The 25,977-nt window shown below is 47.0% G+C and carries 21 protein-coding genes; 13 read left to right on the top strand and 8 right to left on the bottom strand.

Features of this window, described 5'->3' with window-relative positions; translation table 11 throughout:
- Positions 1–13 precede the first annotated feature (13 nt).
- The gene (locus ACPYIV_RS03475) at positions 14–1,642 is read left to right on the top strand and encodes a dipeptidase (RefSeq protein WP_425885548.1); all 1,629 of its coding nucleotides are present in this window, start codon (positions 14–16) and stop codon (positions 1,640–1,642) included.
- Positions 1,643–1,751: 109 nt separating this feature from the next.
- Here the strand turns inward: ACPYIV_RS03475 and ACPYIV_RS03480 are convergent, their stop codons facing one another.
- Entirely contained in the window at positions 1,752–2,750 is a 999-nt protein-coding gene (locus tag ACPYIV_RS03480; RefSeq protein WP_290092606.1) for an IS110 family transposase, read from the bottom strand.
- 799 nt (positions 2,751–3,549) lie between these two features.
- On the opposite strand from ACPYIV_RS03480, the gene ACPYIV_RS03485 reads away from it, so the two are divergent.
- The 8 genes from ACPYIV_RS03485 to glmM all read left to right on the top strand — a co-directional run bounded on the left by ACPYIV_RS03485 (position 3,550) and on the right by glmM (position 13,004).
- Positions 3,550–4,908 carry a hypothetical protein gene (locus ACPYIV_RS03485; RefSeq protein WP_425885550.1) on the top strand — a complete coding sequence of 453 codons (1,359 nt, stop codon included), beginning with the start codon at positions 3,550–3,552 and terminating at the stop codon, positions 4,906–4,908.
- Between the two features lie 83 nt (positions 4,909–4,991).
- Positions 4,992–6,683 (top strand): OmpP1/FadL family transporter, encoded by a 1,692-nt coding sequence (locus tag ACPYIV_RS03490; protein WP_425885552.1) that lies wholly within the window; start codon positions 4,992–4,994, stop codon positions 6,681–6,683.
- A 214-nt stretch (positions 6,684–6,897) separates the two neighbouring features.
- Positions 6,898–7,491 (top strand): RNA polymerase sigma factor, encoded by a 594-nt coding sequence (locus ACPYIV_RS03495; RefSeq protein ID WP_293732340.1) that lies wholly within the window; start codon positions 6,898–6,900, stop codon positions 7,489–7,491.
- A 302-nt stretch (positions 7,492–7,793) separates the two neighbouring features.
- The gene (gene rpe / locus ACPYIV_RS03500) at positions 7,794–8,444 is read left to right on the top strand and encodes a ribulose-phosphate 3-epimerase (RefSeq protein ID WP_293732341.1); all 651 of its coding nucleotides are present in this window, start codon (positions 7,794–7,796) and stop codon (positions 8,442–8,444) included.
- Positions 8,445–8,597: 153 nt separating this feature from the next.
- Complete coding sequence (locus ACPYIV_RS03505) at positions 8,598–9,878, top strand: ComEC/Rec2 family competence protein (RefSeq protein WP_425885555.1); 1,281 nt, start codon at positions 8,598–8,600, stop codon at positions 9,876–9,878.
- Positions 9,879–9,916: 38 nt separating this feature from the next.
- Positions 9,917–10,966, top strand: a complete 1,050-nt coding sequence (locus ACPYIV_RS03510) for a DHH family phosphoesterase (protein WP_301705311.1) — start codon at positions 9,917–9,919, stop codon at positions 10,964–10,966.
- 54 nt (positions 10,967–11,020) lie between these two features.
- Positions 11,021–11,605 carry a DUF4827 family protein gene (locus ACPYIV_RS03515; protein WP_301705310.1) on the top strand — a complete coding sequence of 195 codons (585 nt, stop codon included), beginning with the start codon at positions 11,021–11,023 and terminating at the stop codon, positions 11,603–11,605.
- A 10-nt stretch (positions 11,606–11,615) separates the two neighbouring features.
- Positions 11,616–13,004: a phosphoglucosamine mutase gene (gene glmM, locus ACPYIV_RS03520; protein WP_293732345.1), complete on the top strand. Its 1,389-nt coding sequence runs from the start codon at positions 11,616–11,618 to the stop codon at positions 13,002–13,004.
- An 81-nt stretch (positions 13,005–13,085) separates the two neighbouring features.
- On the opposite strand, the gene ACPYIV_RS03525 is transcribed toward glmM, so the two are convergent.
- Positions 13,086–14,261: a phosphoribosylaminoimidazolecarboxamide formyltransferase gene (locus tag ACPYIV_RS03525; protein WP_425885558.1), complete on the bottom strand. Its 1,176-nt coding sequence runs from the start codon at positions 14,259–14,261 to the stop codon at positions 13,086–13,088.
- Positions 14,262–14,288: 27 nt separating this feature from the next.
- The gene (locus ACPYIV_RS03530; RefSeq protein ID WP_425885560.1) at positions 14,289–14,780 is read right to left on the bottom strand and encodes an NUDIX hydrolase; all 492 of its coding nucleotides are present in this window, start codon (positions 14,778–14,780) and stop codon (positions 14,289–14,291) included.
- Positions 14,781–14,892: 112 nt separating this feature from the next.
- On the opposite strand from ACPYIV_RS03530, the gene ACPYIV_RS03535 reads away from it, so the two are divergent.
- Together ACPYIV_RS03535 and ACPYIV_RS03540 are read left to right on the top strand one after the other, a co-directional pair.
- Positions 14,893–15,141: a hypothetical protein gene (locus tag ACPYIV_RS03535; RefSeq protein WP_301706145.1), complete on the top strand. Its 249-nt coding sequence runs from the start codon at positions 14,893–14,895 to the stop codon at positions 15,139–15,141.
- Between the two features lie 144 nt (positions 15,142–15,285).
- Positions 15,286–15,414, top strand: a complete 129-nt coding sequence (locus ACPYIV_RS03540) for a type II toxin-antitoxin system YoeB family toxin (protein ID WP_301706149.1) — start codon at positions 15,286–15,288, stop codon at positions 15,412–15,414.
- Between the two features lie 8 nt (positions 15,415–15,422).
- On the opposite strand, the gene ACPYIV_RS03545 is transcribed toward ACPYIV_RS03540, so the two are convergent.
- The gene (locus ACPYIV_RS03545) at positions 15,423–17,492 is read right to left on the bottom strand and encodes a DNA topoisomerase 3 (protein WP_299364082.1); all 2,070 of its coding nucleotides are present in this window, start codon (positions 17,490–17,492) and stop codon (positions 15,423–15,425) included.
- Positions 17,493–17,637: 145 nt separating this feature from the next.
- Here ACPYIV_RS03545 and ACPYIV_RS03550 point away from each other — a divergent pair, with 145 nt between their 5' ends.
- Complete coding sequence (locus ACPYIV_RS03550; RefSeq protein ID WP_425886491.1) at positions 17,638–19,050, top strand: sulfatase family protein; 1,413 nt, start codon at positions 17,638–17,640, stop codon at positions 19,048–19,050.
- Positions 19,051–19,225: 175 nt separating this feature from the next.
- On the opposite strand, the gene ACPYIV_RS03555 is transcribed toward ACPYIV_RS03550, so the two are convergent.
- From ACPYIV_RS03555 to ACPYIV_RS03570, 4 genes are read right to left on the bottom strand one after another with little or no spacing between them, the layout of a single operon-like run.
- Positions 19,226–19,999: a prephenate dehydrogenase gene (locus ACPYIV_RS03555; RefSeq protein ID WP_293732351.1), complete on the bottom strand. Its 774-nt coding sequence runs from the start codon at positions 19,997–19,999 to the stop codon at positions 19,226–19,228.
- A 4-nt stretch (positions 20,000–20,003) separates the two neighbouring features.
- Entirely contained in the window at positions 20,004–21,074 is a 1,071-nt protein-coding gene (locus ACPYIV_RS03560) for a bifunctional 3-deoxy-7-phosphoheptulonate synthase/chorismate mutase type II (protein WP_293732352.1), read from the bottom strand.
- Between the two features lie 21 nt (positions 21,075–21,095).
- Positions 21,096–22,304: a pyridoxal phosphate-dependent aminotransferase gene (locus tag ACPYIV_RS03565; protein ID WP_293739956.1), complete on the bottom strand. Its 1,209-nt coding sequence runs from the start codon at positions 22,302–22,304 to the stop codon at positions 21,096–21,098.
- Positions 22,279–23,124, bottom strand: a complete 846-nt coding sequence (locus ACPYIV_RS03570) for a prephenate dehydratase (protein ID WP_293732354.1) — start codon at positions 23,122–23,124, stop codon at positions 22,279–22,281. Before ACPYIV_RS03570 ends, ACPYIV_RS03565 begins: the two co-directional genes overlap by 26 nt.
- Before the next feature lie 420 nt (positions 23,125–23,544).
- Between ACPYIV_RS03570 and ACPYIV_RS03575 the strand changes: the two genes are divergently transcribed.
- Complete coding sequence (locus ACPYIV_RS03575) at positions 23,545–25,962, top strand: TonB-dependent receptor domain-containing protein (protein ID WP_425885564.1); 2,418 nt, start codon at positions 23,545–23,547, stop codon at positions 25,960–25,962.
- The last annotated feature ends 15 nt before the right edge of the window (positions 25,963–25,977 follow it).

Below are 25,977 nucleotides of genomic sequence, written 5' to 3' on the forward strand. Positions count from 1 at the left end.
AAATTACCATATCATGAACAAACTTAAATTAATTACCGTGATGCTTGCCGTAGCCGCATTTGTGCAAACCGGCGATGCCTGCACGGTCGTCATTGCCGGTAAGAAAGCGACGGCTGACGGAAGTGTGTTGAACTCCCATACCGATTGCGGCTCCGATTGCCGTATACAGGTTGTCCCCGGACAGAAATATCCTAAGGGAACGATGGCGCCCGTCTATTATGGCATCCTGACACGCAACCGCCCGGAGAAGGGAGAGGGAGAGATACTGGGCTATATTCCGCAGGCGGAGGAAACCTATACCTATTTTCATTCCGCCTATTCCCATATTAACGAATACCAGCTTTGCATCGGGGAAAGCACCATGAGCCAGCGTCCCGAACTGCAGGTCGACAAGGGGCAAGGCAAACAGATCATGACTGTGGAACAAGCCGCCGTTTTTGCCCTTCAGCGTTGTAAAACGGCAGAGGAGGCGCTGACATTGATCACCTCCCTGATGGAAAAATACGGCTTCCTGCCCTCTTGCGGGCCTGAATCGGAATGCCTGACGCTCGCCGATCCGGATAAAGTCTGGGTTCTCGAACTTTTCAGCGTAGGAAAAGACTGGACCCCCGAAAGTGGCAAGCCCGGCGTTATCTGGGCGGCACAGCGGTTGCCGGACGACCAGGTGGCTATCATTCCGAACTGGAGTATTATAAAGGAAATCGATCTTGGCAAACCGGATCAGTTCAGGGCTTCGTCCAACTATATGCAGGAAGCAATCGACCGGGGTTGGTACGATCCTTCCGGCAAACATCCGTTTGTATGGCAGGAAGTATATGCCCCGACACCGCGCGAGTGGTCGACGAACCGTTTCTGGCTGTTCAATGAGACGTTTGCTCCCGGGACGACCGGCATTCCCCGCCATACGACCGATCCGTTCAAGAACCTCGACCAATATACGCAGTATGTCGAACCGCTCGCCGCCTATCCGTTCTCGATCGTCCCGGCAAAAAAGCTGACGGTACAGGATATCATGGCTTTCCAGCGTTCCACATTCGAAGGGACGATCTATGATAAAGAAAATGATGCCGCCTGGTATTATGTCGGTCCTGACGGGAAGGCGGTGAAGAGCAAGCTGGCAACCCCGTTTCCTACCCGCGAAATGCAGAAACAGATGAAGACAACCCGTCGCCGTGCGGTAGCCCGTATGGATGGCGAATATGGAATGGTGGCCCAGTTGCGTGGATGGCTTCCGCGTGAGATAGGGGGCGTCTATTGGGTGTTTGTCGATAATGCTTATACATCTCCTTACTTCCCGGTTTTTACCGGCACGACCGCTATTCCGGAAGTCTATCGTACCTACGATCCGAATACCTACAGCGACCAGTCCGCCCGTTGGGCTGTCGACTTTGTCGATAATATGCTTTATCTGAACTGGCAGGACGGAAAGAAAGATTTGCTGGCTGCCCGTGCCCCGATGGAAGAGTCGTTCTTCGCACGCAATGCTGCGATCGAACAGGAATATATGGCTTTGCAGAAGAAGAATCCCAAAAAGGCGGCCGCTTTATTGAACAGCTATGCACAGGAATGTGCCGACAGGATCATGCAGACATACCGGGAGCTCCGGAACCTGCTGCTGGTGAAATATACGAATAACAAATAACTCCTCCGGGTACATCTATCCGGACCGAAGTTCTTGTAGTTATTGTAATCTATGTTCCCAACCAAATAAACGGAAAGATTTTAAAACAAATTAAGAATATTGCAAAAATCTAAGCCGTTTGGTCGAAAGTTTGGTTCCTGACCAATGCACAGATTCGATGTATCAGTTTGTTTCTAATATTGTTTATAACTAAATTATGATGCTTCCCCTCTTCTCTTTTGCGCCTGTAATATTCTCTTAATATTGGATCATGTATGGCAGCGGTTCGTGCCGCTTGGGTGAGTAGCGTGTTTAGTTTTTTATTGGCAAATCCACTTGTCTTGGCATTGCTTTTGACACTGGAGCCGGAGGTTCGTTGGAACGGTACCACTCCCGCATAGCAGGCCAGCTTGCGCGGATCGTCAAAACAGGTGAAGTTTTCGGTATAAACGATCAAAGCAAGGGCGTTGACAAAAGCCACGCCTTTGATGGATGTAATACGCTCATAATTGTTTTTGATCTCCTCTTCACTGTTGATCAGATCCATTATTTCCTTTTCCACATCTTTTATTTCACGGTTCAAGTTATCCACTTGTGTCAGGCTATGTTGATATATGTAATCTGTTGCGTGATTCCCTTTTAGGACCGAATGGAGTTCTTTGGCATGTACCAATGCTTCATTTTTCATTTTCACCAATAAATCACGGAATGTGAAAAATGAGTGCAGCGCCCGGATGGTTTCCGTATTGGGGGTATAGACCTTGGCCATATCCTCGAAACGGCAAGCGTATTGTGCGATCAGCAATGAATCCAATTTATCGTTTTTCCCGCGTTGCATGCCGCTGCTGTGTTTGATCCTGTAAGGATGTTCCAGCCACAGTGTATAACCCTCGTGCGCGAGAGTGTTACTCAAACAAACGCTGTAAAGTCCCGTGTTCTCACCGCAAAAGAGCATCTGATCTTTGCCTGTCTGCGGATAGCTATCACAAAGCCATGCCAACAGACTCTCATGTCCGGCAACATCATTACTGAACTCACGGTGGACACCTGAAGATATGTTTTCTTTCTCTATCACACTTACATCTACTTTTTTCTTGGAGAAATCAATCCCGATAAATAATTTATTCATACCTTTATATTGTTTTTGGATTAACCGAAAGCAGGAATGGGCTACTACTCTAAATGATATCCTATTATATATCAATAATCTATTTAGTCTTTGCCTGCTTGACTAACGGAAGTCTGTTACAATAACTAGTCTTTAAAGACTATCGTTTTCCATTAGTGTACTTCCGTTAGTCGGTTAATTTAGTTTCTTCATACAACAAAGATATAAATTAACCTCAGCTTCTTGCTTTACGCAAACTTAGAGTACGGTTTTCCAAAATACCCGTTGGTCTAAATCGAAACAGTAGTGCATAAAATTTGGTTTTCTACCCCATCTATTTCAAATTACTATTGCGGGTAATATTTTTTAAGAAACCCGCAATAGTATAAAATGCTGGATGATAGACAAATATAAATATCGCTCTTTTAGGGGAGGTTGTTGTATGATTTAACATTTCAAAAAGCCCGATTCGCCTTTTGGCAGGAGCGGGCTATCCTGTTCCCGCGCTTGACGCGGGATCGCAAAGAAACAGGCCTTATCCTCATGAATTATCGGGTGAACCCATTCCTTTCTGTATCCTGTGCAGCGTTTCTTTCTCCCAAAGCATCTTATCTATAAATAGGGATTATCGGACAATGGAGCTGTCCGGATGGTTAAAGTATATATAAATGCTTGGAAGCTATTTGGAAACAGCTATATTTGTGGATAAAATGGATAGTCTTTATTGAAGGGGCAAAAAGTGTAATTAAACCAACCCCTGTGTGTTTAGTCTAAAAGAGTAGAAATATTATAAAGTAGAGGAGAAACGAATATGAAACCCATGAAATTAACATCTTTGATGGTGATGCTTCTGGTAGGCTTCAGTGCCGCAGCCCAGGAGGAATTCTTTGATGATGTGTATTTCTCTTCCAGCAAAAAAGATAAAAAAGAAAAAACAGAAGAGAAGGTTATACAGCCTAAAGAGAATGCAGAACGTACGACAATGGCGTCTTCTTACAGTACCAGCAAAAGAAAAAGCGCTGTGTCTGATGAAGAACGTGATATTGACGAGTATAACCGCCGCTATACGTCGGTCGATGTGGAAGAACCGTATGATGAAGATTCAGACGGTGAAGTCCTGGCAGAATATAACGACGATATGGATAATGAAAAAGCGGTTGCTTCCGATTCTAAAAAAGAACGCCGTTCGGATACGGAATATACCGAGCGTATCATCCGTTACCATTCGCCGAGTAAAATTACCATTGCCGGAGCAGATCAGGTCGACTTGTATCTGAGCGATGGATATTATGGCTATGGTTACGATACGGATTATTCCGATGGCAACACTAATGTAAGTGTCAATGTGAACATCGGCAATGGTTGGGGTGGTTACTATGATCCGTGGTACAGCGGCTGGTATGGCGGCTGGTACGGCGGTTGGTATGATCCTTGGATCTACAGCCCGGCCCGCTATTGGGGCTACGGCCCGTCCTTCGGCTTCGGCTGGGGTTGGGGTGGCTTCTACGCCGGCTACTGGGGCCCGTCCTGGGGCTGGGGACCCGGTTATTGGGGCGGTGGCTACTGGGGCGGCTCTTGGGGGCATCATCACCATCATTATGTTTCACCGTATAGACATAATTACGTAGGATCGCGAACTTCCGTGGGGCGTCGTTCGTATGCAAGTGCAAACGGAAATAGAGTTTCACGTGCTTCGGCCGGTAGTCGGACTTCTGTGAGCCGTGGAAGTGCAACCTCTTTGCGAAATAGTAGCAGTACGGGACGTGTTCGTTCGTCGGAAGGAATTCGGAGTCGTACAAGTTCCGGTGTAAATGGTCGTACAAATACGGGGGTAAGAAGTCGTACAAGTTTAGGAACTTCCGCACGCACATCTTCTACAACACGTTCGTCGGCTGTGACAGGAGGACGTACACGGATTTCTCGTGAAAGTGCCGTTGGTTCGGATGTTTCCCGTTCTTCGAATCGCCAATATACGGCACCGGCAAGAAGTAGTAGTTCTTCCCGTTCTTATAATAATTATAGTGGAAGTTCTCAACGCAGTAGTAGCTCTTTTTCTCCTTCAAGAAGTAGTAGCGGCAGCCGGAGTTCATTTGGAACATCTTCATTAGGAGGCTCCCGTTCATCAGGAGGTAGTGGCGGCGGAGGAAGCCGTTCCAGTGGTGGTGGACGCAGCAGATAGAAATAATTTTTGAGAGAGTCATATAATTAAGGACACGCGAGTCGTGTCCTTGCTTTATTAAGATATTAGAAATAAGAGAGACAATGAAGAAGGTGATTTGTTTATGTGCATCAGCATTACTTTTGGGTAGTGGCTCTATATTCGCACAAGGTGAAATGGATGCTTATAAGTTCTCACAATATGATTTGAACGGAACGGCTCGTTATTTGTCTATGGGTGGAGCTTTTGGGGCATTGGGTGGTGATATCTCGGCTATGAGAACCAATCCTGCTGGTTTGGCCATATATAGAAGTTCCGAAATCGTAACGACGGTTAGTTTATCTTCTATCCAAACAAAAACGGATTGGTTGGGGGTCGGAATGGATGATAAGAAAACCCGATTTAATTTTGATAATATAGCTTATGTAGGTTATTTCCCAACTGGAAATGATGAAGGTGTGATCGGATGGAACGTCGGTTTTTCTTATAACCGTGTGAAAAATTTTAATCGTCAATACAGAATGGGCCGGGGAGCCGGAGGTTATTCTATTTCTGATTATTTGGCTGGTTATGCAAATCTGGGAATTGATCCTACAACCGAAAAAGGACTGACCGGTAATGATCTTTGGTCGACAGATTCATATAATCCGTATCTATCTCAAGATTGGTTGCCTACTTTGGCTTATAATGGAGGTTTGATTGATACAGATAATAAGAGCCAACCGGGAACTTTCCATTCTACTTTTGGTTATTGGGATGAAAACGAATGGCAACCTTTAGAGGTGCAATCTGCTGATATGTTCGTCTCTGAGAAGGGTGCTATAGATAAATATGATTTTTCGTTTGCTACGAATATTTCAAACCGTTTCTTTATCGGTGCTACTGTATCTGTGACAGATATCGATTATAGCGCAACTTCTCTTTATGATGAGGATTTTGGATATTTCAATGCGGAAGCAGAAAAAGATAAATTCAGAGATCAGCTTTATTGGAATAATTATTCTTCATTAAATGGAACAGGCTATTCATTTAATTTAGGTCTGATCGCTCGACCGACCGACTTTTTACGTTTGGGAGTTGCCTATAATTCTCCTACCTGGTATAAGATGACGAATTACTACAGTGCAGAGGCTCGCGCTTATGTATATGATTATTATACAGGAGGTATACAGAATCCGATAGATCCGAGCAATCCGGATATGTCTCGGAATGCTGAAACACCAACGGATTTTTATACTGAATATCGTCTTCGTACACCAGATAAATGGATATTCAGTGCTGCTGCCATTTTAGGACAAAACGCTCTTATTAGTGTTGATTACGAATTGACGAATTATAAATCGATGCGTTTGCAGGATCGGGACGGATATGATCAGGAAGGAGATAATAATGTTATTAAAGAGGACTTTCGTTCCAGTGGCATGTTGAAAGTCGGAGCAGAATATAAGGTTACTCCTCAATTTGCAATTCGTGTGGGAGGCGCTTGGCAAAATAGCCCAGTTCAGGAACACATGAAATATAGTGAAACAGGAACTATTGTGGAAGTACGCCCTGCGGGAACACGTACTGCTTATACGGTAGACCATCATGTAAACTATTATACAGTTGGCCTGGGATATCGCTTTACTCCTAATTTTTATGTGGATTTAGCTTGTGTATATCGGATGCAGAAAGAAGAAGTTTATCCATTCCCGCATCTTATTGATGGCGATGGAAATGTTCTGGTTGAATCCGTTCCCGCAACATTAAAAACAAACACAACGAAGGTGGCTCTCACGTTAGGCTACAAATTCTAAAAATCATAGTTTGTTCTTAAAAGCCCCCTGTTCGTACATAAAACGTACGGTCAGGGGGCTTTTTTGTTCAAAAATAAAGGAAATGTTTGCCTGTTTAAAATACTTTTCGTTCTTTTGTCTTTGTAAATATAAATAATATTATTGTCTAACAATTTTAAACATCGTTGCCTATAGCATAAACATTACTCAAGAAAAAACTAAAAATATAGAAGTAATGAAGACTTTAAGAATGATGACTGACGAAGAGTTGGTCGTTCTTTATGCAGAAGGTAATAATGCTGCTTTCGATGTATTATTGAATCGTTATAAAAGTAGCATACACTCCTACATTTACTTTATAGTTCGTAACAAAGATCTCACAGAGGATATCTTTCAGGAGACTTTTGTCAAGGTGATTATGACTATTAAACAAGGCCGTTATACCGAAAACGGTAAGTTTAAAGCATGGATTACCCGCATTGCCCATAACCTGATTATCGATAACTTCCGTCAGGAACGTAGTGAAAATACGGTTTCCAACGATGAGGTGGAAGTGGATCTTTTCAATAATATCAAACTTTGCGACGGTACGATCGAGGATAATATCGTACGCCGTCAGGTATTGTCTGATGTGAAAAAACTGGTGAAACATCTTCCGGACAGCCAGCGCGAAGTATTGGAAATGCGTTATTATCAAGATCTCAGCTTTAAAGAAATTGCCGATATTACCGGTGTGAGCATCAATACGGCTCTGGGACGTATGCGCTACGCGATCCTGAATATGCGCCGCATGGCCGAAGAAAACAGTATCGAGCTGTCGATGGCTTGATAATAAAAATTGAAGATTGAAAATTTATTTTCTTGTCATACAATAAGGAGATAGCCTGCCCGTTTTATTATCAAACAAGAAAAAAAACGAGTTGCCTATGAAGAGACTTTCTACTCAATGTATGAATGAAATAGAAAATAAAACAAACAGAAACCGGAAAGAAAGGAAAACAACGCCGCGTCGGCAAACACTTGATTTCCTTACTCAATTTGCGAGGGTTTATCATTCAGAACCCGCTTTACGCACGGAACTCTGTAGTTTAGTAATGAACTGACATCGTCTTGCAGAAAAGCAAAAAGAGTATGAAACATAAAATAGCTCCTTCTCTGTTAGCTGCTGATTTTCTGAACCTGCAGCGGGAAGTGGAAATGATAAACGAGAGTGATGCCGATTGGTTGCATCTGGACATAATGGACGGTGTGTTCGTCCCTAATATATCGTTTGGTTTTCCGGTTCTGGAAGCGTTGAAACCGATCTGCAGGAAACCGATGGATGTACATCTGATGATCGTGGAGCCGCAAAAGTTCATTCCGGAAGTGGCGGCTACGGGCGCTTATATGATGAATGTGCATTATGAGGCTTGTACGCATCTGCACCGTACGGTGGCAGCGATCAAAGAGGCGGGGATGAAAGCGGCTGTTACATTGAATCCGCATACGCCGATTTCTCTGTTGGAAGATATTTTGCAGGACTTGGATATGGTATTGCTCATGTCGGTAAATCCGGGTTATGGAGGGCAAAAGTTTATTGAACATTCGATAGATAAAACAGCTCGTCTGAAAGATATGATTCTGGCAAAAGGGTTGAATACCTTGATCGAAGTCGATGGAGGTGTCAATATGCAGACGGCGAAACCTTTGCTTGAGGTGGGTGCGGACGTGCTGGTCGCCGGTAGTTTTGTCTTCCGTTCCCCTGATCCGTTGAAGACGATCCGGGAACTGAAAGAATTATAATGTCGACTCGTAGGGGCGGGGGTCTACTCCGCCTAATCACAAATCGTACCTTTATTGGATGCGATGGGCAGAGCAGAGCCCTGCCCCTACGGAATGACGTCCTTTTTTCAATACCGATCAAGCCTTAAACCAACCATTTCAAAACCTTACATTATGATAAAAGAATTACAGATCCGTCCCTTTGCCCGTCCGTTGCTTGTCTGGATTGCGGGGATTATGCTACAGACCGTTTTTTCGTGTTGTACTTATTCCTGGGTATTACTATTGCTCCCTGTTATTATCCTTACCATAGCCGGTTTTGCCTTGAGAGGGCAGGAGCATTTTTGTTATGAAACCCGTTGGCTGTGGGGAGCGGTTTTTTTCTCCCTATTGCTTTCCTTTTCGATACAAAAGACTGCTTATTCGCAGTTTGAATCGTCACCGGAACATCCGGTTTCCCGTCTTTCCTGTTGGGCACGGGAAGAACAGCAGCGATTATTGGAACCGATTGCAAAACTGAATCTGACCGATGAGGAAAAATCCGTATTGGCCACTATTACCGTCGGTTACAGGCAAGCTATGAACCGGGAGGTGAGAGACCGTTTTTCGGCTACAGGAGTGGCTCATATTCTGGCCGTAAGTGGCTTTCATGTGGCAATCGTCTGTGGCTTTTTATCTTTTCTTCTGTCATTCCTCCCCCGGAACGGGCTTGGCAAGTGGCTTCGATATCTGTTGACGATTGTATTGTTGTGGACTTTCGTTGCGGTGACAGGGTTTGCCGCTTCGGCTGTCCGGGCTGGTTTGATGTTGACTTTGTTTCTGACCGGGCTTTTATTGGGAAAGTTGACGGAACGTTATAACATCCTGGCGGCTTCGGCTTTCTGCATGTTGGTTTATGAACCGCTTTATCTGTTCGACATCGGTTTTCAATTAAGTTATTTGGCTGTGTTTTCCATTTTGTATTTTCAGCCCCGGATGCAACGTTTGATAGAAATCCGTAATCCGTTCCTGCTGACTCCGTGGAGATGGATCACCGTAACAGTGTCGGTTCAGATAGGTACGACGTTTCTTTGCCTCTATTATTTCGGGCGGTTTTCAACAGTCTTTTTGTTGACGAACCTGCCGCTAACCCTGTTGGCGACGCTGTTGGTCCCGGTATGCCTGGTCTGGATGTTGCTGCCGGCAGGATTTCCGGGCGCTGAGTGGTTGCAGGTTGTTGTGGAATGGCTTGCGCGTCGTATGCTCTGGATCGTAGACTCTTTTAGCCGGGTGCCGGGAGCGGTTTTTTCTTTCCGGTTCGATTTTCTTACGATGCTGGTGGCGTATGGTATGCTTCTGTTTACCTTATTGTATGGTCGTACCGGTCGTTCGCGCTATCTGTTTGTCGCTTTGTCTTTGTTGTTAATTATACTTCTTGTCCGGCTGATTGGGAATTTAAAGCTGTGCGGAATCTAAAAAAAGTAGTACCTTTGTCACTGAAAATAAGAGAATATATGATTACGAAAATCATTCACGAAGAGAAAATTCAGAAAGCCAAGAAGTACGTCGAGAAAGGCGAAAGTTTTGTAATAGTGACACATGTTACCCCGGATGGGGATGCTATAGGTTCCGCTTTGGGACTGTACCATTTTTTGACAGCCTATGGAAAAGATAATGTGGCAGTAGTGGTCCCCAACGATTTTCCTAAATTCTATAAATGGATGCCGGGTAACAAGGAAATTGTCATTCACGAGAAATATCCTGATTTTGCCGAACAGTTGATCCGGGATGCGGATGTTATCTTCTGCCTGGATTTCAATGAGCCTAAGCGTATAGAGAAACTGGCTCCGGCTGTTGTGGCGGCAGAAGGGCGTAGGGTTATGATCGACCATCATCTGAATCCGGCCGATTTTTGCCGGGTTACGATGTCGTATCCGGAAATGTCGTCTACGAGCGAGATGGTTTTCCGCTTTATCTGCCGTATGGGGATGTTCGACCTGATCAATAAAGATTGCGCCGCTTGCATCTATACGGGTATGATGACAGATACCGGTTCGTTTACCTACAATTCGAATAAGCCGGAGATATATACGATCATAAGCGAACTGATCAAAAAAGGCATCGATAAAGATTTGATCTACCGGAAGGTGAACCAGGTTTATTCGGAAAGCCGTCTGCGCATGATGGGATATGTCCTGTATGAAAAGATGAAGATTTATCCGGAACAGCATGCTGCACTGATCACGCTTTCGCTCGAAGAAATGAATCGTTTCCGTTATGTGACTGGCGACACGGAAGGGTTTGTCAATCTGCCGTTGAGTATCGAGAATGTGACTTTCAGTGTCTTTATCCGTGAAGATAAGGATTATGTGAAGATCTCGCTCCGCTCCGTCGGAGACTTCCCCTGCAACCGGTTTGCAAGCCAGTATTTCAATGGCGGCGGACATAAAAATGCTTCGGGTGGAGAATTTTATGGCTCATTAGCCGAGGCTGTTGCTGTGTTTGAGAAGGGTTTAAAGGAATTTAATCCTAATAAAACAGAAGATTTAAATAAACATGCCTGAGATATGGCAGAGATTATATACATTTGCCATTCATTTACAATTAATACGTAACAGATGAAGAGAGGTTTTTATATCCTGTTGATTATGTGCACTGCCATAATGGTGGTGTCGTGTGACAAGACAAAGTCATACACCGATATGTTGAAGGCCCAGAGAAGAGCGATCGAGCGTTTGCAGGTTGATAGTGGATTTGTCTTTTTAGATGAATTTCCTAAGGACAGTATTTTTAAGGAAAATGAATTTGTAGAGTTGGATAATGGTGTTTATCTGAATATCGTCAATAAAGGAAACAGTGAGCGTGCGGTGTTGGGTCAAACGGCGATCCGTTCCCGTTTTATCGCTCTGATGTTTATGGGAAATAGTAGTATACCGACCGGTACTACCGTCGACCTGCTCGGTCCTAATTCAAACGGTACGCATCCGGTAGAGTTCAGATATGGTTATTATACTTCTTTGAATCCTGATTACTCTTACACATGGGATATGTTTATTTGTGAAGGTTTAGGTGCCGGACTTCCTTACGTGGGAGACAGCTCGGTTGTCAAACTGATCGTTCCGTTCAAACTGATGAGTAGTGATTTCCAAAGCTCGGGAACACCTGTGTTTTTTGAGAAAGTGAAGTATACTTTTATAAAATAAATCTAACTAAATGACACTGATTAAATCTATTTCTGGTATCCGTGGTACAATAGGCGGGAACCCGGAGGACGGGCTCAATCCGTTGGCTATTGTTAAGTTTGTGGCTGCTTATGCTACATTCATTAAGAAAAACACGAAGGTGACAACAAACAAGATCGTGGTAGGTCGTGATGCACGTATCTCCGGTCCGATGGTTAAACAAGTCGTTCTCGGTACGCTTACCGGAATGGGCTTTGATGTGGTAGACATCGATCTGGCTACTACTCCGACCACCGAGTTGGCTGTTGCCTGGGAAGAAGCTTGTGGTGGTATCATTTTGACTGCCAGCCATAATCCGAAACAATGGAATGCTCTGAAGTTGCTGAATGAACGGGGTGAATTCCTGAACGCTGCCGAAGGTGCCGAGGTGCTTAAGATAGCTGCTGAAGAAAGTTTCGTATTTGCCGATGTCGACAATTTAGGTAAAGTGTACGTAAACAATACGTACAACCAAAAGCATATCGAAAGTGTGTTGAAACTGGATTTGGTTGATGTCGAAGCGATCAAGGCTGCTAATTTCCGTGTCGCTATCGACTGTGTGAACTCGGTAGGCGGTGTCGTTATTCCCGAATTGCTTTCCGCTTTGGGTGTAAAGGAAATTTTCAAGCTGCATTGTGCTCCTCACGGTAACTTTGCCCACAATCCGGAACCGATCCCTGAGAACCTGACGGAAATCTCCGACCTGATGAAACATGCCAAAGCCGATGTCGGTTTTGTTGTGGACCCGGACGTAGACCGTTTGGCTATTATCTGCGAAGACGGGGAGATGTTTGGTGAAGAATATACATTGGTGGCTGTCAGCGACTACATTTTGAGCCATACACCGGGTAATACGGTTAGTAATCTGAGTTCGAGCCGTGCCCTGCGTGATGTTACCCGTGCTCATGGTTGCGAATATAATGCAGCAGCGGTAGGTGAAGTGAATGTAGTTACGAAGATGAAAGCTACTAACGCTATCATCGGTGGTGAAGGCAATGGCGGTGTGATCTATCCGGCCAGCCATTACGGTCGTGATGCTTTGGTAGGTATTGCCCTGTTCCTGACTCATCTGGCAAAGAAACAGATGAAGACAAGCGAACTGCGTGCTTCTTATCCTCCGTACTTCATCTCCAAGAAGAAAGTGGAATTGACTCCGGATATCGATGTGGATGCTATTCTGGCAAAAGTAAAAGAGAAATTCGCCCAGTACGATATCACCGATATCGACGGTGTGAAGATCGACTTCCCTGAAAAATGGGTCCATCTGCGTAAGAGTAATACGGAACCGATTATCCGTATTTATTCCGAAGCCCACACGATGCAGGAAGCTGAAGAAATTGGCGACGAGCTGATCCAGATCATTCGTGATATGTGCAAATAATCTTTCATCGAGATAAAAAAGAAAAGAGGCTATGCTTATTGCATAACCTCTTTTTTGGTTTCAAGACCTAAGTTCCCCCCATTAATGATGGAACAACCGTACGCCTGTGAATGCCATTGCGATGCCGTATTTGTCACACGTGTCGATTACATGGTCGTCACGGACGGAGCCGCCTGCCTGTGCTATATAGTCTACGCCGCTCTTATGTGCCCGTTCGATATTGTCGCCGAAGGGGAAGAAGGCGTCAGAGCCCAATGAAACGCCTTTCAGCGTGTCTAACCAGGCACGTTTTTCTTCGCGTGTCAGGACTTCCGGTTTTTCAGTGAAGAACTGCTGCCAGATACCGTCGGCCAAAACGTCTTCGTGGTCGTCGCTGATGTACACGTCGATCGTGTTGTCGCGGTCTGCACGGCGGATCTTCTCGATCCAGGGCAGGTTCATTACTTTCGGATGCTGGCGCAGATACCAGATATCCGCTTTATTGCCTGCCAGGCGGGTGCAATGGATACGGCTTTGCTGTCCGGCGCCGATACCGATAGCCTGTCCGTTCTTGACGTAGCAGACTGAGTTACTCTGCGTATATTTCAGCGTGATAAGGGCGATGATCAGGTCGCGCTTCGCTTCGTCCGGGAAGTTTTTGTTCTGGGTCGGGATATTGGTCAGCAGGCTTTCGTCTAACTTGATCTCGTTACGTCCTTGCTCGAATGTGATGCCGAAAACATCTTTGTGCTCGATGGGGGCAGGGCGGTAGGCCGGATCGATCTTGATGACATTGTAAGTGCCTTTCCGTTTATTCTTCAGTATTTCAAGTGCCTCCGGCGTATAGTCGGGAGCAATGACACCGTCGGAAACTTCGCGGTTGATGAGGCGTGCAGTCGCTTCGTCACAAATGTCGCTGAGTGCGATGAAGTCGCCGTAAGACGACATACGGTCGGCACCGCGGGCGCGGGCATAGGCGGTTGCAAGCGGAGTCAGCGGAAGGTCGTCCACAAAATAGATCTTCTTCAGCGTCTCGCTCATCTCGACTCCCACTGCGGCTCCTGCCGGGCTTACATGCTTGAAGGAAGCGGCGGCAGGCAGTCCGGTTGCTTCTTTCAGTTCTTTTACTAATTGCCAACTGTTGAAGGCATCCAGGAAGTTGATATATCCGGGACGTCCGTTCAAGACTTCTATGGGCAATTCCCCTTGCTGCATGAAAATGCGCGACGGCTTCTGGTTGGGGTTGCAGCCGTACTTGAGTTCTAATTCTTTTGCCATTGCTTTATGCTTTAGTGTTTTTGCAGTTTACATGAATAACCGTTTATATTCCCCTTCGAAGTTGGGAGTGAAAACGCCTTTTCCTATGTTTTCGAGGATTTCGGCCGGAGACCAGAAACGCCCGCCGTCCAGTTCGGAAGGGTCGGGGATAACCGGACCGTCGTAGGTGGTTCGGTAGGTGTTGACCAACTCTTTCTCGATAGCCGATTCGAATATATAGCGGGTGATGAATTGCGGGACGAAACCGGTTATCCCTAATTCTTCCCGCACTTCCCGGCGGAGGGCTTCTTCGACTGTCTCGCCATAGTCGATATGGCCACCTACAGACGTATCCCATTTACCGGGTTGGATATCTTTGTTCATCGAACGTTTTTGCAGATAGAGATCGCCCGCCTCATTGAAAATATGCAGGTGCACTACCGGATGTAGTATCTTCGATCCGCTATGGCACTCTTTACGGGTTGCCTTCCCTATTGTCTCTCCCTCCTCATTAACCAAAGGAAACCATTCTTCTTTCATGGATCAATAATTAATTAATAAACAAATATAGGTAAACTTTTAAGATTCATCTTAAATTTGTAATCTATTTAATTATTACTTTTGTCAGATACATAATAAAGAGGAAATGACTATGACGAAATCAACGATGGCTATGGAAGCTGAAAAAGCGGAATTGGCGAGAATCATATTGGCTCTCGATGATATGGAATTAGTAAAGAAAGTGAAAGCTTCCATCAAACGTATTACCACTTCAAAAGAAGATACTTTCTTTACCAATCCGGCGAATCTTGCCCATTTCCAGAAATCTGTGAAGCAGAGGGAGAATGGAGAAGTTGTGGAATTGACACCTGAACTTCAGAAAGAATTACTTGGTTTATGAAATATAAACTAATCATTACCGAGGAAGCAAAAATCGATATTGCCTCCTTTTTACGCTCCGGCGATAAAGCGGGGCCAAGAAGGTGGGCGCTTTATTAGATGAACTGCGTGAACATCCTTATACGGTACAGGTAAACCGGAAGTTCTGCGGGGAAACTGGTCCGGTTATTGGTCTCGTCGCATCAATAAAAAAGACCGATTGATTTATGCGGTCGAGGATGACAAAGTGATTGTAACCGTGGTACAAGCAAAAGACCATTATAATGACAGATGAAGATGCCCTTACTGTTTGCCGATAACCTTTATCAATTCCTCATCCGATAAACCTTCGCCATAAGTGGCATAGTCCATACGGAAAGTGCAGCCGTTTTTATATTCGGAGCAGCCGTAAGCCGTTTTACCACGCAGGATGCTGCCTTTCTTACAGATCGGGCATACCGGCTTTGCGGGAGCGGTTGTTTCTTCCGGCTGACCGGCCGCCTTTTCCTTTTTGGCACGCGGCTTGCGCGGCTTCTTTTCTTTCGTTTCTTTTTCGGCTTGGGGCTTTTCAGGATCGGCCTTCTCGATCGTGATGGTGCGTCCGGTCTGGTCGGAGAGGACGTTGATCACTACCTGGTGGACCATCTGCTTAAGCTCTTCGAGGAAAGTACGGGCTTCGTAAGTGCCCCGTTCGATCTGGCGGAGTTTCTTTTCCCAAAGACCGGTCAGTTCGGCGCTTTTCAACAGTTCTTCCTGTATCGTGCCGATCAATTCCGCACCGGTAGCCGTAGGAAACAGGTTCTTGCGTTCCTTGCGGATGTAATTGCGTTTGAACAAAGTCTCGATAATGGCGGCGCGGGTGGAAGGACGGCCAATACCGTTTTCTTTCAGGGCATCTCGCAACTCGTCATTGTCCACGAGCTTACCGGCCGTTTCCATAGCGCGTAGCAACGTTGCTTCCGTATAAGGCTTGGGCGGCTGTGTCCATTTCTCACCTAATGTAGGTTTGTGGGGGCCGCTTTCCCCTTTGACGAAATCCGGCAATACACCTTCTTCGTCGGACGGTTCGGCATCCGGATCCTTCTGCTCGGCACCGAAGACGACGCGCCATCCCGGTTTCAGTATCTGCTTGCCCGTTACTTTAAAATCCACTTTGCCGACCTTCCCCAGGACCGTGGTCGTCGAGATCTCGCAGTCCGGATAGAAAGCTGCGATGAAACGGCGGGCAACCAGGTCGTACACCTTCCGTTCGTTGTCCGTCAGGTTACGTGCCGGTACGCCGGTCGGGATGATGGCATGGTGGTCTGTCACCTTCGAGTTGTCGAATACGCGTTTGTCTTTTCGTATCTTGGCTTTCAATAGCGAAGCCGTCAGGTCGGCATAATCGACTAAGCCGCTAAGTGTATTAGGCACTTTCGGATAAATATCTTCGCTCAGGAAAGTGGTATCGACACGCGGATAGGTTGTCACTTTCTTTTCGTATAGCGACTGGATCAGCTTCAATGTCTCGTCTGCCGTAAAGGCGAATTTCTTATTGCATTCCACCTGCAACGAAGTCAGGTCGAAGAGGCGGGGAGCATATTCTTTGCCTTTCTTTTCGGATATATCGGTGACGGTGAAGTCCTCTTGCCGGACTATTTCTAGAAAGGCTTCCCCTTCTTCCTTCTTCGTGAATTTGCCTTTGGCGGCCGAGAAAGTCGTATTCCGGTAGATTGTTTTCAGCTCCCAATAGGGTTCCGGCTTGAAGTTGTCTATTTCATTCTGCCGGTTGACGATCAGTGCCAGGGTAGGCGTTTGTACGCGCCCGATGGAGAGCACTTGCCGGTTTTGTCCGTAACGGAGCGTGTAGAGGCGCGTCGCGTTCATCCCTAACAGCCAGTCACCGATGGCACGGGAAAGGCCGGCTTCATACAACTTGGTGAAATCGGACTGTTCCTTCAGGTGCTGGAAACCTTCGCGGATCGCCTCTTCCGTCAATGAAGATATCCACAGGCGGTAGACCGGACATTTGCAGCCTGCTTTCTGCATCACCCAACGCTGGATCAGTTCTCCTTCCTGACCGGCATCCCCGCAGTTGATGACCATTTCGGCGTTCTGCATCAACTCTTCGATTGTTTTGAATTGCTGCTCGTATGTCGGGTTGCTGATCAGCTTGATGCCGAAGCGGGGCGGGATCATCGGGAGGGAAGCTAAGCTCCATCGTTTCCAGTTGTCCGAATAATCGTTGGGTTCTTTAAGAGTGCACAGATGTCCGAAAGTCCAGGTTACCTGATACCCGTTTCCTTCAATATATCCGTTCATCTTCTTGGTCGCCCCGAGAACTTCTGCAATTTCGCGCGCTACACTGGGCTTTTCAGCTATACATACCTTCATCTGTAAAACACTCTTTTTTGAAATAAGCATACAAAAATACGTTTTCCCGGTGACTTTCCGAAATCAAACGTGTGATTTTGGCTTATCTTCCTTATCTTTGGCCCCGTGTCCGGCCTGCCGGACTGGTATAACCTGCAATATAAATATCATGAATAAATTAATTTTATTGTCAACCTTAGGCAGTTTGCCCTTTGCCATGCAAGCGGCCGATTATACGAATTTTATCATTATCAATCTGGATGATGTCGGTTATGGCGACTTCTCTTTCAACGGAGCATACGGCTATACGACACCCAATATCGACCAGATGGCGGCCGAGGGCGTACGCTTCACCCACTTTCTCGCCGGGCATCCGATCAGCGGCGCTTCGCGTGCCGGATTGCTGACCGGATGCTATCCGAACCGCATAGGCTTTGCCGGAGCTCCCGGGCCGGATTCCGACTACGGCATCCATCCGGAGGAGATGACGATGGGAGAGTTGCTGAAACAGAAAGACTACAGCACTGCGATATTCGGAAAGTGGCATTTGGGCAGCCAGAAGCAATTCCTTCCTCTGCAAAACGGTTTCGACGAATATTACGGTTTGCCCTATTCCAACGATATGTGGCCTTACCACCCGCAGCAGGGCGAAGTGTTCAATTTCCCCGATCTGCCGACCTACGACGGGAATGAGGTGGCCGGCTACAATACGGACCAGTCCCGTTTCACGACCGACTATACGGCGCGTTCCGTCAACTTCATCAAAAAGAATAGCAACAAACCGTTTTTCCTTTATCTGGCCCATTCCATGCCGCATGTGCCGCTGGCTGTTTCCGACAAGTTCAAAGGGAAAAGCGAGCAGGGTTTGTATGGAGACGTCTTGATGGAAATAGACTGGAGCGTGGGAGAGGTGCTGAAAACGTTGCGCGAATTGGGATTGGAAGAAAATACATTGGTGGTATTGACCTCCGATAACGGCCCGTGGGCAAATTATGGGAACCATGCCGGTTCTGCCGGCGGTTTGCGCGAAGCGAAAGCAACCACGTTCGATGGCGGTAACCGTATCCCCTGTGTGATGTACTGGAAAGGAAAGACACAGCCGGGCACGACTTGCAACAAGTTAGCTTCCAACATCGACCTGTTCCCGACTTTGGCAGAGATAAGCGGGGCTCCGTTGCCGCAGCGCAAGATCGACGGCGTGAGTCTTCTGCCTTTGATCCGGGGGGATAAAGATGCCAACCCGCGCGAGTCGTTTGTCTACTATTACAATAAGAATGACCTGGAAGCCGTAACGGATGGAAAGTTCAAACTGGTGTTCCCGCATAAATATGTGACCTACGGCGCTTTTGTCCCCGGCAACGACGGACAGCCCGGACAGTTGACCAACCTGCAACTTTATAAAGCGGAGATGTACGACTTGCGCCGTGATCCGGGAGAACGCTACGATGTTATCTCCCAATATCCGGAGGAAGCGGCGAAGTTGATGAAGATCGCCGACCGGATGCGTGAAGAACTTGGCGATAACCTTACCCGTATGAAAGGAAAAGAACGCCGGGAACCTGGGATGGTTTCCCGCTGATAGTGAGGCGGATCATACTATGAACTGATCCGCGGCATACCATCTATTAACCGGCTCACACCCGTGAGCCGTATGAATCACACTTGTGAGCCGTACGTTTCACGGCTGTGAGCCGATCGAATCACATCCGTGATCCGGTTAATGTGCCGGATGGTTTGTCTTAGTTCTTCGGGACTTATTCAATATTCTTCCTGATCTTTGTCAGGTATTCTTTCATTCCTTCCGAATCTTTGTTTTTAATGATTCCCTGTAAGATGTCCAATTCTTCCTGGATGCGTGCGATCTGGTGAGGCGTGCGCGGGTTGAAAAGGATCTCCGTCAGCAGGTAATCGTCTTCGGAAAGCAGGCCGCGGGCGATCTTCATGTGACGTTTGAAGGTCGTACCCGGAGCATCCTGGTGCTTCATCGTGGCGGCGAATACCATTGTGGATGCGAACGGGATACCGAGCGAGTAGGCCACGACCTTATCATGTTCCTCGAAAGTATATTCACAGATATGCAGGCGCAGGCTGGAATAGATATCTTTAAAGAATATTTTCCCCAAATGATCTCCTTCGGAAATAATGATCGTATTTTCTTTTTCCAGTTGTCCGAGGTTGGCGAACGTCGGGCCGAACATCGGGTGGGTGGAAACATACGGGAAACCGCATGTCTCGTAAAATTCTTTCAGATATGTTTTGACTGATGCGATATCCGAGATGATGCAGTATGGTTGCAGGTAAGGCATGACGCTTTTAAACGCTTCAATCGTATAACTCAATGTCACACAGTTGATGACCAGTTCCGGCTTGAACTCGGCTACCTCTTCTGGCTTCTGCAGGCGAAGGGCGTTATAGATGAAACGCATCCGCTTCGGATCGCTTTCCAGCACAGCCACTTCATGTTCAAAACTAAGCAAATCGGTGAAGAAAGATCCCATCTTCCCTGCACCCAATATCAGTATTTTCATTTTCTTATTGTTCGTTCATTATGATCATCTGCTGGCGGACAGACTCTTCATGGATTTCTTTCAGCATTTCTTTTACAAAGTCCGTGTTCAGTTCCATCTGTTCGCCCATATTGGAACGCTTTTCCAGGATTTCGCTGTAGCGCGGTGATTGCAGGATCGGCATATTGTGCTCTTTCTTATACACACCGATTTCGCGGGAGATGCGCATACGTTTGGCCAGCAGTTCCAGCAACTGCTCGTCGATACCGTCGATCTGGCGGCGGAGTTCGGACAGGTTTTCGGTTGTCTGGTTAGAATCGCGGATCACCAATAAGTTCAGTACGTAATCCAATACATCCGGTGTAATCTGCTGGGAAGCATCACTCCAGGCACAATCCGGGTTGCAGTGCGATTCGATGATCAAACCGTCGAAGCTCAGGTCCATTGCCTGCTGGCAGAGCGGAGCGACCAGTTCGCGTTTGCCTCCGATATGGCTCGGATCGCAGAAGATCGGCAGGTTCGGCATACGGCGGCGCAGTTCGATAGGGATATGCCAGAGCGGGAGGTTACGGTACATCTTTTTATCGTATGAGCTGAAACCGCGGTGGATAGCACCGAGGCGACGAATGCCGGCTCCGTAGAGACGTTGGAAAGCGCCGATCCACAATTCCAAATCCGGATTAACCGGGTTCTTGATCAGAACAGGGACATCCACACCTTTCAGTGCATCTGCAATTTCCTGTACGGCGAACGGGTTGACCGTTGTACGGGCGCCGATCCACAATATGTCGATCCCTGCTTTCAATGCTTCGAACACATGGTCTTTCGTTGCCACTTCGGTAGCCACATACATGCCTGTTTCCTTTTTTACCCGCTTCAACCATTGCAGGCCTTCCACACCGATTCCTTCGAATCCACCCGGTTTGGTACGAGGTTTCCAGATTCCTGCGCGGAACAGCTTGATGCCTTTGTCGGCAATCCCTTTGGCTGTTTCCATAACTTGTTCTTCTGTCTCTGCGCTACACGGACCGGCGATTACGACAGGGCGCTGCGGGTCTATACCGGGTAACATGATTGATTCTAATTCCATTTCCATGACTGTATGATGATTTATGATTTATGATTTATGATTTGATGGCGATACATAAATCTTTTTTATTCTCTTTAATGCTTCTTCCAATGTCTCTTTTTTACAACAGAGCGAGATACGGATGTAACGTTCGCCCTGGCTGCCGAAGATGAATCCCGGTGTCAGGAAGACGTTGGCATCATACAGGACTCTGTCGGCTATCGCTTCGCTGCCTTTTGCCTCGGCGGGGATTTTTCCCCAGAGGAACATGCCTACCTGCTTTTCGTCATACTCGCATCCCAACGTGTGCATGATCTGTCCGGCGAGATCGCGGCGGCTGCGATAGACGCGGTTCATATTGTCGTACCATTCCTTCGGGGCGCTCAGGGCTTCGACAGCTGCGTGTTGCATCGGCTTGAACTGTCCGGAGTCGATATTGCTTTTCACTTTCAGAACCCACTGTACGAACTGGGCGTTGGAGGCGAGCATCGCCATACGCCAACCCGGCATATTGTGTGCCTTGCTCATGGAGTTCATTTCGATGCAGATGTCTTTGGCTCCCGGTACGGACAGGATGCTCAACGGATGCTCGTTCAGGATGAAGCTGTAAGGATTGTCGTTGCAGATGATAATCCCGTGCTTCTTTCCGAAAGCAACCAGCTTTTCGTATAGTTCCATGCTGGCGTTTGCCCCTGTCGGCATATTCGGGTAGTTGGTCCACATCAGCTTGACGTTCGAGAGGTCCATCTTTTCCAGCTCTTCGAAGTCCGGCTGCCAGCCCAGTTCCTCTTTCAGCTCATAAGAGATCAGATTGGCTTCAACTAATTTGCTTACCGAACTGTAGGTCGGATAACCCGGATTGGGAACCAGCACGCCGTCGCCCGGATTCAGGAATGCCAGCGAGATGTGCAGGATTCCCTCTTTGGAACCGATCAGCGGCTGGATTTCCGTTTTCGGATCGAGGTCTACGTCATACCATTTCTTATACCAACCGGCAAAGCCTTTACGCAGTTCGGGAATGCCTACATACGGCTGATAACCGTGTTCGTTCGGCTGACGGGCATGTTCGCACAAGGTCTCGATAGTCCGTTCCGAAGGAGGGAGGTCGGGACTGCCTACGCCGAGGTTGATCACGTTTTTGCCTGCGGCATTCATTTCGGCTACTTCTTTCAGTTTCCTGGAAAAGTAGTATTCCTGTACGCTACCTACACGGTTAGCGGGTGTAATCGTTTTACACACTTTGTTTTCCTTCTGCATATTCGCCAAGTATTTTTAAGTCTTTTGTCAACGGTCTGATAGCATCCAATGCCTGTTTGTAGCGCAGGTAATCCGTAAATGTCAGATTGATATAGAACAGATATTCCCATTCGCGGCCAATGATCGGCAAGGATTGTATTTTGGAAAGATTCATGTCGTAGAAAGAGAGGACGGAGAGAACTTTGGAGAGGCTGCCGGCTGTGTGGGGGAGGGCGAAAACGACTGACGCTTTGTTTTTGTCTTCACCTTTGAGCATCTCGTCTGCCGTCCAGCGGTCGGCTATTGCCAGGAAGCGGGTGAAGTTGCGTTTGTTTGTCTCGATCCCTTCGGCAAGGACTTCCATGTTGTAGATCTGGGCGGCCAGTTTCCCGCAGATGGCGGCATGTCCTTTCAGTTGGTTTTCCGAAATCCACCGGGCGCTCATGGCGGTGTCTTCCTTCTCGACTACTTTCGCATTGGGCAGCGTATCGAGGAAATCGGTACATTGCATCAAGGCGATCGGGTGGGAGTTGACCTCTTTGACATCGTGGATGTCGGTTCCCGGAAGTGCAACCAGCGAGTGGGAGATACGCAGTTTGTATTCACCGATAATCTGTAAACCGCTTTCACGGATCAGCTCGTGGTTCTGCAGCAAGCTGCCTGCAATCGTGTTCTCGATCGCCATCATTCCCAGAATGGAAGGATCTTTCTTGATGGTCGCAATGACATCTCTGAATGTGTTGCAACCGATAATTTCAATTTCTTCACCTTCGAAATAATTACGGGCGGCTATATCGTGGTACGAACCGGCTATTCCCTGGATTGCTACTTTCTTTTTCATCTTCTCTTTATCTATTAATTTTCAATTTTCAATTGTCAGTAACAAAAAAAAGTCCCACCGAACCGGCAGGACTTCATATTTTGTTATTGATATATACATTCATTCATCAACGCTCTACATACAAACTCCTGCCTTCACTCTGCTAAAGTAAAAGTAATAAAAGTAATATGTAAAGCTAAATCGATTCATTTTGTCTCTTTGTTTTTAAATACGCAGCAAAAGTAACGCTTTTTTGGAAACTACAAGCATAAAGTAATAATTTTTTTTGCGAGCTTGAAAATATTTAGGGTAAATCCTATATGGGTACGTTACTTCAATCGGTATATGATCTGCTCCTTCATAATTATATTACCTCTATTTATTGCATTACAAATAGGAAAGTTTTATCTTCGTGGCGTTGTTAACAAACCAATGTAGGAAATGAAGAAGTGTTTTTTTCTCTTGTTGACCTTATTGTGTATTAGCTATTCTACCATGGCGGCGCCGGGTTTCCGTATAAAAGGAAAAATAGTCGATGCCAATAATAACCAACCGATTGATTTTGCCGATGTACTCCTTTTTCGTGAAGGAGACGTTAATCCTGTGTTTCATGCTTTGCCCGATCCCGACGGTACGTTTCGTATTGCCGGTGTGAAGGACGGTAAGTATAACCTTTTGGTGCGCCTGGTCGGTTATGATCTGTATAACCGTCCCGGTATTGTGCTGGATGCTGCTTCAAAGGCAATGGACTTGGGAACGATCGCCATGAAGCCGTTGGAAGTGGGGCTGGCTGAAGTAGAAGTGGTGGCACAGAAAAAACAAGTGATTTATAAATTGGATAAGAAGGTGATCGAAGCCTCCTCGAACCTGCTTGCCGGAGGCGGCTCGGCTGTCGATATCCTCGAGAACACGCCATCTATACGCGTGGATGCGGAAGGGGAGGTAAGTTTCCGCGGCAGCACCGGTTTCACGGTCTATGTGGACGGCAAACCGAGTGTGTTCAGCGGTACGCAGGCTTTGGAGCAGATCCCGGCCGGACATATCGCGAATATCGAAATTATCACGACCCCATCGGCCCGTCACGATACGGGAGGCGATGTGGGAATCATCAATATTGTAACGAAGAAACACGCCCAACATGGTTTTAGCGGCATGGTGAACCTGACGGGAAGCACGGTCCTGTCTCGCGGCGTGGATTTCCTGTTGTCGCAACAGAACAAGGCGTCGCGCTGGTATCTGGGCGGTGTGTGGAGCGACCGCCTGCGCAAGAGTGACTTCGATCAGGAGAAGACGACTATAATTTCGGACACGGCAACGACCTCCCATTCCAACGGACCGCGTAAGAGCAACAACTTAAACTACTCGATGAAGGCGGGCTGGATGTACACATTGCCTCATACCACCTTGAATGCCGACTTCGAAGGAGGGTATGGCGGACGTACGCGCAACGGCGACCTGGATTATAAGGAAAGGCGTCTGGCTGGCGTGATTACCTTCGGCGAAGGCGATTATTACAGCCGTGACGATTACGACCTGCATGAAACCTATTTCCAGGGAACGATCGGCTTCGATCATAAATTCGACGATGAGGGACATCAATTGACGGGAAGTTTCTACCTGAAATACGGAGGCAATGCGATGGAATATTTCCAGAGCGACCTCTTCAATAAGAACAACGAGCGGGAAAAGGGACACCGCGCCTGGGAAGATGAGCATCGCTGGACGGTACGGGGCAACCTGGACTATGTTTATCCTTACAGCAAGACGGGACGGATCGAAGGCGGCTACCAATATTTCTCTTACCTGGAAGATGGCGACTACACGATGCACTTTTGGGATCCGGTGAAGAAGGAATTTTACAACCGGGACGATATCTATAACACATTCTATTTTCAGCATGGCATCAATTCAGTCTATGCAATTGTAGCGGATAGCTATAAGTCGTTCGATTTCCAGGCGGGTGTGCGTGGCGAGCATACCCATCGTGTCCTGCGGAGCTCTATCCCGGGCAAGGACCGTACCTACAATAAGTTCGAGTTCTTCCCTTCCCTCCACCTGGGTTATACGTTCCCGAAGGAACATAAGTTGCTTGTTTCCTACTCGCGCCGTATCACCCGTCCGGAACTTTTCTTCATGGAGCCGTATATTACCTACCGCGATTTTTATTCGGCCGAGATCGGTAATCCGGATATCCGATCGGAGTATATCAACTCTTTCGAACTGAATTATAAGAAGAATATCGGTGAGCATACGGTTTCTGCCACGGTATTCCACCGGAGCCGGAAAGATAAGATCGAACGCCTGCGCGTACCCTACGAAGCCGGTGTGACACTGGACTCGATGGCGAATGTCGGGCACGATTACTCGACTGGTATCGAACTGAGCGGACAGGTGCAGCTAACCCGTTGGTGGAACGTGAACCTGAACGGAAGTCTGTACCATTATAAGGTTAAGAACCAGTATAAGACTGGTGGCGAGAATGAGAAGAGTACGAACTACGATATCATGTGGAACAACTCTTTCGATGTCTTCAAATATACTCGCATCCAGGTAGACGGCAACTTCGTCGGCCCGTCTGTCACGACCCAGGGGCGTACGGATGCTTTCTGGTATGTGAACCTCGCCGTTCGCCAGCAGTTGATGAACCGTAAACTGGCGGCAACGCTTTCATTTCGGGATGTCTTCAATTCAGCCCGTTATGTAAGCAAGATCACTACTTCAAACCTGCAATCCATCACGCGGATCCGCCCCAGCTATCCGCTGATTACGCTCACGCTCAGCTATACGTTCAATAACTTCAAAGCCAAGAGCTCCCAGAAGAGGGAGGATCATGACTTGTTTGAAGGAACGAACCATTGAGGACTTGAAAATTGA

Source organism: Parabacteroides vesiculifaciens, from assembly GCF_049860805.1.
Taxonomy (GTDB): domain Bacteria; phylum Bacteroidota; class Bacteroidia; order Bacteroidales; family Tannerellaceae; genus Parabacteroides.

Bases quoted from the DNA above. Each gene is read 5' to 3' on its own strand.
- ACPYIV_RS03480 (WP_290092606.1), bottom strand. From the start codon at position 2,750: ATGAATAAATTATTTATCGGGATTGATTTCTCCAAGAAAAAAGTAGAT.
- ACPYIV_RS03475 (WP_425885548.1), top strand. From the start codon at position 14: ATGAACAAACTTAAATTAATTACCGTGATGCTTGCCGTAGCCGCATTT.
- rpe (WP_293732341.1), top strand. From the start codon at position 7,794: ATGAAACATAAAATAGCTCCTTCTCTGTTAGCTGCTGATTTTCTGAAC.
- ACPYIV_RS03510 (WP_301705311.1), top strand. From the start codon at position 9,917: ATGATTACGAAAATCATTCACGAAGAGAAAATTCAGAAAGCCAAGAAG.
- ACPYIV_RS03530 (WP_425885560.1), bottom strand. From the start codon at position 14,780: ATGAAAGAAGAATGGTTTCCTTTGGTTAATGAGGAGGGAGAGACAATA.
- ACPYIV_RS03575 (WP_425885564.1), top strand. From the start codon at position 23,545: ATGAAGAAGTGTTTTTTTCTCTTGTTGACCTTATTGTGTATTAGCTAT.
- ACPYIV_RS03565 (WP_293739956.1), bottom strand. From the start codon at position 22,304: ATGCAGAAGGAAAACAAAGTGTGTAAAACGATTACACCCGCTAACCGT.
- ACPYIV_RS03505 (WP_425885555.1), top strand. From the start codon at position 8,598: ATGATAAAAGAATTACAGATCCGTCCCTTTGCCCGTCCGTTGCTTGTC.
- ACPYIV_RS03560 (WP_293732352.1), bottom strand. From the start codon at position 21,074: ATGGAAATGGAATTAGAATCAATCATGTTACCCGGTATAGACCCGCAG.
- ACPYIV_RS03485 (WP_425885550.1), top strand. From the start codon at position 3,550: ATGAAATTAACATCTTTGATGGTGATGCTTCTGGTAGGCTTCAGTGCC.
- ACPYIV_RS03490 (WP_425885552.1), top strand. From the start codon at position 4,992: ATGAAGAAGGTGATTTGTTTATGTGCATCAGCATTACTTTTGGGTAGT.
- ACPYIV_RS03525 (WP_425885558.1), bottom strand. From the start codon at position 14,261: ATGGCAAAAGAATTAGAACTCAAGTACGGCTGCAACCCCAACCAGAAG.
- ACPYIV_RS03535 (WP_301706145.1), top strand. From the start codon at position 14,893: ATGACGAAATCAACGATGGCTATGGAAGCTGAAAAAGCGGAATTGGCG.
- glmM (WP_293732345.1), top strand. From the start codon at position 11,616: ATGACACTGATTAAATCTATTTCTGGTATCCGTGGTACAATAGGCGGG.
- ACPYIV_RS03495 (WP_293732340.1), top strand. From the start codon at position 6,898: ATGAAGACTTTAAGAATGATGACTGACGAAGAGTTGGTCGTTCTTTAT.
- ACPYIV_RS03515 (WP_301705310.1), top strand. From the start codon at position 11,021: ATGAAGAGAGGTTTTTATATCCTGTTGATTATGTGCACTGCCATAATG.
- ACPYIV_RS03545 (WP_299364082.1), bottom strand. From the start codon at position 17,492: ATGAAGGTATGTATAGCTGAAAAGCCCAGTGTAGCGCGCGAAATTGCA.
- ACPYIV_RS03570 (WP_293732354.1), bottom strand. From the start codon at position 23,124: ATGAAAAAGAAAGTAGCAATCCAGGGAATAGCCGGTTCGTACCACGAT.
- ACPYIV_RS03555 (WP_293732351.1), bottom strand. From the start codon at position 19,999: ATGAAAATACTGATATTGGGTGCAGGGAAGATGGGATCTTTCTTCACC.